The sequence below is a fragment of the Endothiovibrio diazotrophicus genome, assembly GCF_054657215.1.
Window position 1 is genome coordinate 19,009 of sequence record NZ_BAAHXB010000078.1, and the last position, 8,131, is coordinate 27,139.

Below are 8,131 nucleotides of genomic sequence, written 5' to 3' on the forward strand. Positions count from 1 at the left end.
CTGTCATGTGGCGTCGATAGGCTTGCGCCACCTTTCGCAACCGACGGCACGCCCTTCCCCGTGAGCAGTTCCTCCCTGATCGACCAGACCACCGCCGAGCGGCGCCACAAGTGGCGCCGGATCAAGGACCTGACCGCCCGCTGGGGGGTCGCTACCGGAGGGATCGGCGTGATCATCGCGATCCTTCTCATCTTCTTCTTCCTGTTGGTGGTGGTGTTTCCGCTGTTCCAGTCCGCTTCCATGAAGGAGGGGGGGAGCTACGGCATCCCCGGCGGCACCGCCAGCGCCACCCGCTACCTTACCCTGGAGGAACAGGGCGAGGTGGGCGGCCGGATCATCGAGGACGGACGTTACATCTTCTTCCGCCTGGCCGACGGCGAGGTGATCTCCAGCGATCGCCTGCCGCTGCCGGCGGGCCGCGCGATCACCTCCATCGCCGAGGGGCCGCCGGACAGCAACCTGGTGGCGGTGGGGCTGAGCGACGGCAGCATGCTGCTGGTGAGGCTCTTCTACCGCATCACCTACCCCAACGATCAGCGCAAGATCTCCCCCGAGCTGCGCTACCCCTTCGGCGAGACGCCGCTGGAGCTGGATGACCAGGGCATGGCGCTGACCCGCCTCGCCTTCGAGAACGGCGAAGACCGGTTCTCCGTCGCCGCCTACACCGCCGGCGAGCGCACCCTGCTGATCAGCTACGAGAAGACCGAGTCGATGCTCGGCGACGGAATCACCCTGGAGCGCAGCTCCAGCGCCGTCCTGCCAGGGCTGAACTGGGCCCCCGACTATCTGTTGATGGATCCCACCCAGAACTGGCTCTACCTGGCGGAGAAGGGGGGCGAGACCCTCTTCTACGACATCCGCAACAAGGAGGAGCCCTACCTGTTGCAGACCGTCGATCTGGTCGGCAACGGGGCCAAGCTCACCTCGCTCAAGCTGCTGCTCGGCGGTATCTCGCTGCTCGCCTCCGACTCCGACGGCATCATCAGCCAGTGGTTCCCGGTGCGAGACGGCGAGAACCGTTACCAGCTCCAGCGCATCCGCGACTGGCACAGTCAGGAGGCGACGATCTCTGCGGTGGCGGTGGAGCCGCGGCGCAAGGGATTCGCCGCCGCCGACAGCGAAGGGGAGATCGGCCTCTACCACTCCACCGCCCATCGCACCCTGCTGGTGAAGAAGGTCAGCGATGCCCCGCTGGTCCGGTTGGCGATGTCGCCGCGGGCCAACGCGCTGATCGCCGAGGACAACACCGGCAAGCTCCACTTCTGGCACGTCCACAACGAGCACCCGGAGGTCTCCTGGAGCGCGCTGTGGGGCAAGGTGTGGTACGAGAGCTACGACGAGCCCGCCTACGCCTGGCAGTCCTCGGCGGCGAGCAACGACTTCGAGCCCAAGTTCTCCCTGGTGCCGATCTCCTTCGGCACCCTCAAGGCCGCCTTCTACGCGATGCTGCTGGCCGCGCCGCTGTCGATCCTCGGCGCGGTCTATACCGCCTACTTCATGGCCCCCGGCATGCGCCAACTGGTCAAGCCGACCATCGAGATCATGGAGGCGCTGCCCACCGTGATCCTCGGCTTCCTCGCCGGCCTGTGGCTGGCGCCGATGGCCGAGGAGTACCTGCCGGGCATCGTCAGCCTGCTGCTGCTCACGCCGATCTCGATCCTGATCATGGCCTGGTGCTGGCGTTTCGTTCCCGGCGCCATCCGCCACCGCATCCCGGACGGTTGGGAGGGGGCGCTGCTGATCCCGGTGATCCTGATTGCCGGCTGGATCTCCATCGCGCTCAGCCAGCCGCTGGAGCTGTGGCTGTTCGACGGCAACCTGCGCGGCTGGCTGACCAACGACCTGGGCATCCCCTTCGATCAGCGCAACTCCATCGTGGTCGGCCTGACCATGGGCTTCGCGGTGATCCCCACCATCTTCTCGATCGCCGAGGATGCGGTGTTCGGCGTGCCGCGCCACCTCACCATGGGTTCCCTGGCCCTCGGTGCCACCCCCTGGCAGACCATGTGGCGGGTGGTGCTGCTCACCGCCAGTCCGGGCATCTTCTCGGCGATCATGATCGGCTTCGGCCGCGCGGTGGGCGAGACCATGATCGTGCTGATGGCCACCGGCAACACCCCGGTGATGGACTTCTCCATCTTCCAGGGGATGCGCACCCTGTCGGCCAACATCGCGGTCGAGATGCCCGAATCCGAGGTGGCCTCCACCCACTACCGCGTGCTGTTCCTCGCCGGTCTGGTGCTGTTCCTCTTCACCTTCCTCTTCAACACCACGGCGGAGATTATCCGTCAGCGGCTGCGTCGCAAGTACTCCAGCCTGTAACCCCGAACCGGAATCCCCGAACGAGAATCGGTCTAAGACATGAAAGAGTGGTTTAAAAGCGGCGTCCCCTGGGTCTGGCTCACCGCCGGCTCGGTCAGCATCAGCGTCATCATGGTGGTGGGGCTGCTCGTCCTCATCGCCGTTCGCGGCCTCGGCCACTTCTGGCCCCACTCCGTGGTCGAGTTCGACTACCGCAACAACGACGGCAGCCAGGAGCAGGTGCTGGCGGAGGTGGTCGAGGAGGAGGAGATCCCGGTGGCCCGCCTCGCCTCGGCCGGCTATACCGGCGAGATGAGCGGCAAGAAGCTGATCTCCCGCTATCTGGTGAAGACCGGCAACCGCGACGTCTCCGGCCTCGACTTCCGCTGGCTGGTGGAGCCCTCCATCGCCAAACGCTCCCATCCGGAAGAGGTGATGACCATCGAGCGCCGCGAGTGGGGCAACTTCTACGGCCGCCTGCAGGCGATCAAGGAGGGGGGCAAGGTGGTGGCCGAGGGCGATGCCGCCTGGGACGCCCTCTACCCGCGACTGGATCGTGCGTTGAAGATCTACGACGAGATCTACCACATCGAGAAGAGCGAGATCGGCGCGGTCAACTACGGCCTGGAGCGGCTGCGCCTGAAGCATCGTCGGCTGGAGCTGGACGATGCGGTCACCCCCGAGCGGCTCGCCGACCTCGAGGCCAGCCGCAAGCAGTACGACGACCGCTACGTCGACCTCCAGCGTCGCCTCAACGACCTCTACGTGGAGTTCAAGCGCGACAGCCTCACCGCCACCGTCGCCGACGGCCGTGAAGTGGAGATCCCGCTCGCCAAGGTGGTGCGGGTGTTCCGGCCCAACGCCATGAGCCTGCCGCAGAAGCTGGGGCACTATGTGGAGAAGGTGTGGGAATTCGTCTCCGACGACCCGCGCGAGGCGAATACCGAGGGCGGCATCTTCCCGGCGATCTTCGGCACCGTGCTGATGGTGATGCTGATGTCGGTCTTCGTCACCCCGTTCGGCGTGATCGCCGCGGTCTATCTGCGCGAATACGCCAAGCAGGGCTTCGTCACCCGGGTGATCCGCATCGCGGTGAACAACCTCGCCGGCGTCCCCTCCATCGTCTATGGCGTCTTCGGTCTCGGCTTCTTCGTCTATTTCCTCGGCAGCCACATCGACCAGCTCCTCTTCCCCGAGGCGCTGCCGGCCCCCACCTTCGGCACCCCGGGGCTGATGTGGTCGTCGATCACGCTGGCGCTGCTCACCCTGCCGGTGGTGATCGTCGCCACCGAGGAGGGGCTGTCGCGCATCCCCAGCTCGATCCGCGAAGGGTCGCTGGCGCTCGGCGCGACCAAGGCCGAGACCCTCTGGCGCACCGTGTTGCCGATGGCCAGCCCGGCGATCATGACCGGCCTGATCCTGGCGGTGGCCCGCGCCGCCGGCGAGGTGGCGCCGCTGATGCTGGTGGGCGTGGTCAAGCTGGCGCCGTCGCTGCCGCTGGACGGCAACTCGCCGTTCCTCCACCTCGACCGCAAGTTCATGCATCTGGGCTTCCACATCTACGACGTCGGCTTCCAGAGCCCCAACGTGGAGGCCGCCCGCCCGCTGGTCTACGCCACCGCGCTGCTGCTGGTGCTGGTGATCGTGGCGCTCAACCTCGCCGCCATCGCCATCCGCAACCGGCTGCGCGAAAAGTACAAGGCGCTGGAGGCCTGACGGCACCTCGACCCGGGCCGCAGGCAGCGGCAACCACCCTTCAAATTCACCGAGCAGACCGATGGTAGAAAACGCAGTAACCGAAGAGACCAACCTGACCCATGGCGGTGTGGACCCCTCGCTCCTGGAGCGCGCCGGTGATGCCCTCTCCCTGGATGATGAAGAGACCTGCATCGAGGTCCGCAACCTGGATCTTTACTACGGCGACAAGCACGCCCTGAAGGACGTCACCCTGTCGATGCCGCGCCGGCGGGTGACCGCCTATATCGGCCCCTCCGGCTGCGGCAAGTCGACCCTGCTGCGCTGCTTCAACCGGATGAACGACCTGGTCGATTCCGCGCGCATCGACGGCGAGATCCTGATCGACGGCGAGGACATCAACGCCCCCGGGGTCAACGTCGCCGACCTGCGCCGCCGCGTCGGCATGGTGTTCCAGAAGCCCAACCCCTTCCCCAAGACGATCTACGAGAACGTCGCCTACGGCCTGCGCCTGCAGGGGATCAACAACCGCCGGGTGCTCGACGAGGTGGTGGAGAAGTCGCTGCGCGGTGCGGCGCTGTGGGAGGAAGTCAAGGACCGCCTGCAGGACAACGCGCTGGGCATGTCCGGCGGCCAGCAGCAGCGGCTGGTGATCGCGCGGGCCATCGCGGTGGAGCCGGAGGTGCTGCTGCTCGACGAGCCCGCCTCCGCCCTCGACCCGATCTCGACGCTGAAGATCGAGGAGCTGATCTACGAGCTGAAGGATCAATACACCATCGTCATCGTCACCCACAACATGCAGCAGGCGGCGCGCGTCTCCGACTACACCGCCTTCATGTACATGGGCGAGATGGTGGAGTTCGGCGACACCCGCACGCTGTTCACCACGCCGTCGAAGAAACAGACCGAAGACTACATCACCGGCCGCTACGGCTGATCGCGCACTCTTCCGCAACGAGTACTACCGATGGATGAAATCAAGCTCAACGCCCACATCTCCCAGCAGTTCAACGAGGAGCTGGAGGATATCCGCAACCGCGTGCTCGCCATGGGCGGGCTGGTGGAGCAGCAGATCAGCGAGGCGGTGGTGGCGCTGGCCGAGGGTGACCGCGAACTGGCCGAGAAGGTGGCCACCGCGGACTACAAGGTCAACGCCATGGAAGTGGCGATCGACGAGGAGTGTACCCAGGTGATCGCCCGCCGCCAGCCGGCGGCGGTGGACCTGCGCATGGTGATGGCGATGATCAAGACCATCACCGACCTGGAGCGGATGGGCGACGAGGCCGAGCGCATCGCCGCCCAGGCGCTGCGCCTGGCGGAAGAGGGGAGCGGCGGCCGGCTCCAGCACCAGAGCCTGATCCACATGGGCGAGCGGGTGGTGAAGATGGTCCACGGCGCCCTCGATGCGATGGCGCGGATGGACCCGGCGGCGGCGGTGGCGGTGGCGCGCACCGACAGCATGGTCGACATGGAGTACCAGTCGGCGGTGCGTCAGCTGATCACCTTCATGATGGAGGACCCGCGCACCATCACCGCCTCGCTCCACGTGCTGTGGGCCGCCCGTTCCCTGGAGCGGATCGGCGACCACGCCCGCAACATCTGCGAGTACGTGATCTACTTCGTCAAGGGCAAGGACGTCCGCCACACCAATCTGGATCAGATTTAGGAACCGCGAAAGAATAACTTCCCGTACGAGATGACATCAGACCCATGAGCCAGAAACGGATTCTTATCGTCGAAGACGAACCGGCGATCCGCGAAATGCTCGCCATGTCCCTGGAGCAGGCCGGCTACGAGGCGGTGGAGGCGGGCAGCGTCGAGGAGGCGCAGCAGATGATCGGCAACGAGCCGCTGGTGCTGGTGCTGCTCGACTGGATGCTCCCCGACCAGAGCGGCGTCGAGTTCGCCCGCCGGCTGAAGCGCGACGAGCTGACCCGCCACCTGCCGATCATCATGCTCACCGCCCGCTCCGAGGAGGAGGACAAGGTGCGCGGCCTCGACGCCGGGGCCGACGACTACATCACCAAACCCTTCTCCAACCGCGAACTCCATGCCCGTATCAAGGCGGTGATTCGCCGCTCCACCCCGGAGGCGGGCGACGAGGTGCTGCAGGCCGGTGATCTGGCCCTCGACCCGGTCTCCCACCGGGTCACCGCCGCCGGTGAGGAGGTGGAGCTGGGCCCCACCGAGTTCCGCCTGCTGCGTTTCTTCATGGGCTATCCCGAGCGGGTGTTCAGCCGCACCCAACTGCTCGACCGGGTGTGGGGTGGCAACGTCTACGTCGAGGAGCGTACCGTCGACGTCCACATCCGCCGCCTGCGCAAGGCGCTGGAGCCGTTCGAACTGGACAACATGGTGCAGACGGTGCGCGGCACCGGCTACCGCTTCTCCAAGCAGGTTTGAGCCGCGACGCTGCGGACCATACCGAGGGAATAGCCAATTGTCCAAGCCCTGGGTCGCGGAGTTCTGGCGCTATCTCCTGCTGATGGCGGTGAGCCTGTTCGTCGGCAATCTGCTCGATGCGGTCTCCGTCGGCCTGTTTCTCGGCAGCACCGCCTACCTCGGCTGGAACCTCTACAACCTCCACCGGCTCGATCGCTGGCTCGACCGCGGGCGCAAGCTGCAACCACCGGAGGCCCCCGGCATCTGGGGCGAGGTGTTCCACCACCTCTATCAGTTGCAGAAGCGCAACCGCTCGCGCAAGCGCAAGCTGAAGGCGTACCTGAAGCGTTTCCGCGAATCCACCGCGGTCACCCCCGACGCCACCGTGGTGCTCGGCAGCGGTGGTGAGATCCTCTGGTGGAACGAGGCGGCCACCCGCCTGCTCGGGTTGCAGGCCCCGCAGGACGTCGGCCAGCGGCTGATCAACCTGATCCGCACACCGGTCTTCACCGAATTCTGCGCCCAGGGCGACTACGAGCGGGCGGTGGAGTTTCCCTCGCCGCTCGACAACTCGATCCAGCTCAGCGTGCGGGTCGTCCCCTACGGCAAGGAGCAGCGGCTGGTGGTGGCCCGCGACGTCACCCGGCTGCACCGCCTGGAGGAGATGCGCCGGGACTTCGTCGCCAACGTCTCCCACGAGCTGCGTACCCCGCTGACCGTCATCCACGGCTTCCTCGAGACCATGCAGGACTCCGATGACGAGTGGAGCCGCCGCTGGCAACGCTCCCTCGGCCTGATGCGCCAGCAGAGCCAGCGCATGGAGCAGATCGTCGAAGACCTGCTGTTGCTCTCCCGTCTGGAGACCGAGGAACGCCCTACCCACACCACCCGGGTGCCGATCGCGCCGATGCTCGAGGAGATCGCCAACGAGGCGCGGGCATTGAGCGGCGAGCGGGCCCACCGCATCACCGTCGAGGCCGATCGCGAGCTGTTCCTCGAAGGGAACGCCAAGGAGCTCCGTTCCGCCTTCTCCAACCTGGTCTTCAACGCGGTGCAATACACCCCGGAGAAGCGCGACATCTCGCTCCACTGGTACACCGATCAGGGGACGCTGCGTTTCGAGGTGCGGGACAAGGGGGAGGGGATCGCCCCCCAGCACATCCCGCGTCTCACCGAACGCTTCTACCGCGTCGACGTCGGCCGCTCCCGCGAGCGCGGCGGCACCGGTCTCGGACTGGCCATCGTCAAGCACGTGCTGACCCGCCACGGTGGTCGCCTGGAGATCGAAAGCGTGGTCGGCCAGGGCTCCACCTTCAGCTGTCGTTTTCCCCTCCCCACGCGCTGATTTTCCCGTGGTCGGATCATTGCGGGACCCCGCAATGATCCGACCAAGGGAAAATCAGCGCGCATTTCCTTCCAATATCTCCGTTACAGATCCGGCTCCTCGTTCCAATCGGGCGTTCGCCCGTTGGTAATTTAATAATTCCGCATATTCCCGTTCACTTGTGCGATCTTAGCGAGAGCAGCGGTGCCCTTTCGGGTGTTTCCGTGTGCCTCGTTCCTTAACACCCATTTTTGGTGGATTGAAAGGCGTTACTAAATATGTAATCATAATATTGCAAAACGCTGATAAAAAATCCGCAACAAAAGCGGGACGCGGCGTTTCGCCACATAACGATCGGATCGACACCGCCCTCCATGGGATCGACGCACCGCGATCAATTGGAAGAGGAGGCGACGGAGTCAGGCTAGG

General features: G+C 65.7%; 6 protein-coding genes. All 6 read left to right on the forward strand.

Going from position 1 to position 8,131, the window contains the following annotated elements; all coding sequences use genetic code 11:
- Positions 1 to 60: 60 nt before the first annotated feature.
- The 6 genes from ACYQ2W_RS17630 (at position 61) to phoR (ending at position 7,723) form a co-directional block, all read left to right on the forward strand.
- Entirely contained in the window at positions 61 to 2,322 is a 2,262-nt protein-coding gene (locus tag ACYQ2W_RS17630) for a phosphate ABC transporter permease (protein ID WP_459869983.1), read from the forward strand.
- Between the two features lie 39 nt (positions 2,323 to 2,361).
- Positions 2,362 to 4,017, forward strand: a complete 1,656-nt coding sequence (gene pstA, locus ACYQ2W_RS17635) for a phosphate ABC transporter permease PstA (protein ID WP_459869986.1) — start codon at positions 2,362 to 2,364, stop codon at positions 4,015 to 4,017.
- Positions 4,018 to 4,078: 61 nt separating this feature from the next.
- A complete protein-coding gene (pstB, locus tag ACYQ2W_RS17640) occupies positions 4,079 to 4,933 on the forward strand; it encodes a phosphate ABC transporter ATP-binding protein PstB (RefSeq protein WP_459869988.1) in 855 nt (284 codons plus the stop codon).
- A 30-nt stretch (positions 4,934 to 4,963) separates the two neighbouring features.
- Entirely contained in the window at positions 4,964 to 5,662 is a 699-nt protein-coding gene (gene phoU / locus ACYQ2W_RS17645) for a phosphate signaling complex protein PhoU (protein WP_459869991.1), read from the forward strand.
- 44 nt (positions 5,663 to 5,706) lie between these two features.
- The gene (gene phoB, locus ACYQ2W_RS17650) at positions 5,707 to 6,399 is read left to right on the forward strand and encodes a phosphate regulon transcriptional regulator PhoB (RefSeq protein WP_459869994.1); all 693 of its coding nucleotides are present in this window, start codon (positions 5,707 to 5,709) and stop codon (positions 6,397 to 6,399) included.
- Between the two features lie 37 nt (positions 6,400 to 6,436).
- Positions 6,437 to 7,723: a phosphate regulon sensor histidine kinase PhoR gene (gene phoR, locus ACYQ2W_RS17655; RefSeq protein WP_459869997.1), complete on the forward strand. Its 1,287-nt coding sequence runs from the start codon at positions 6,437 to 6,439 to the stop codon at positions 7,721 to 7,723.
- Positions 7,724 to 8,131: the final 408 nt, after the last annotated feature.

Coding starts and splice junctions, on each gene's coding strand:
- pstA (WP_459869986.1), top strand. CDS start 2,362: ATGAAAGAGTGGTTTAAAAGCGGCGTCCCCTGGGTCTGGCTCACCGCC.
- pstB (WP_459869988.1), top strand. CDS start 4,079: ATGGTAGAAAACGCAGTAACCGAAGAGACCAACCTGACCCATGGCGGT.
- phoU (WP_459869991.1), top strand. CDS start 4,964: ATGGATGAAATCAAGCTCAACGCCCACATCTCCCAGCAGTTCAACGAG.
- phoB (WP_459869994.1), top strand. CDS start 5,707: ATGAGCCAGAAACGGATTCTTATCGTCGAAGACGAACCGGCGATCCGC.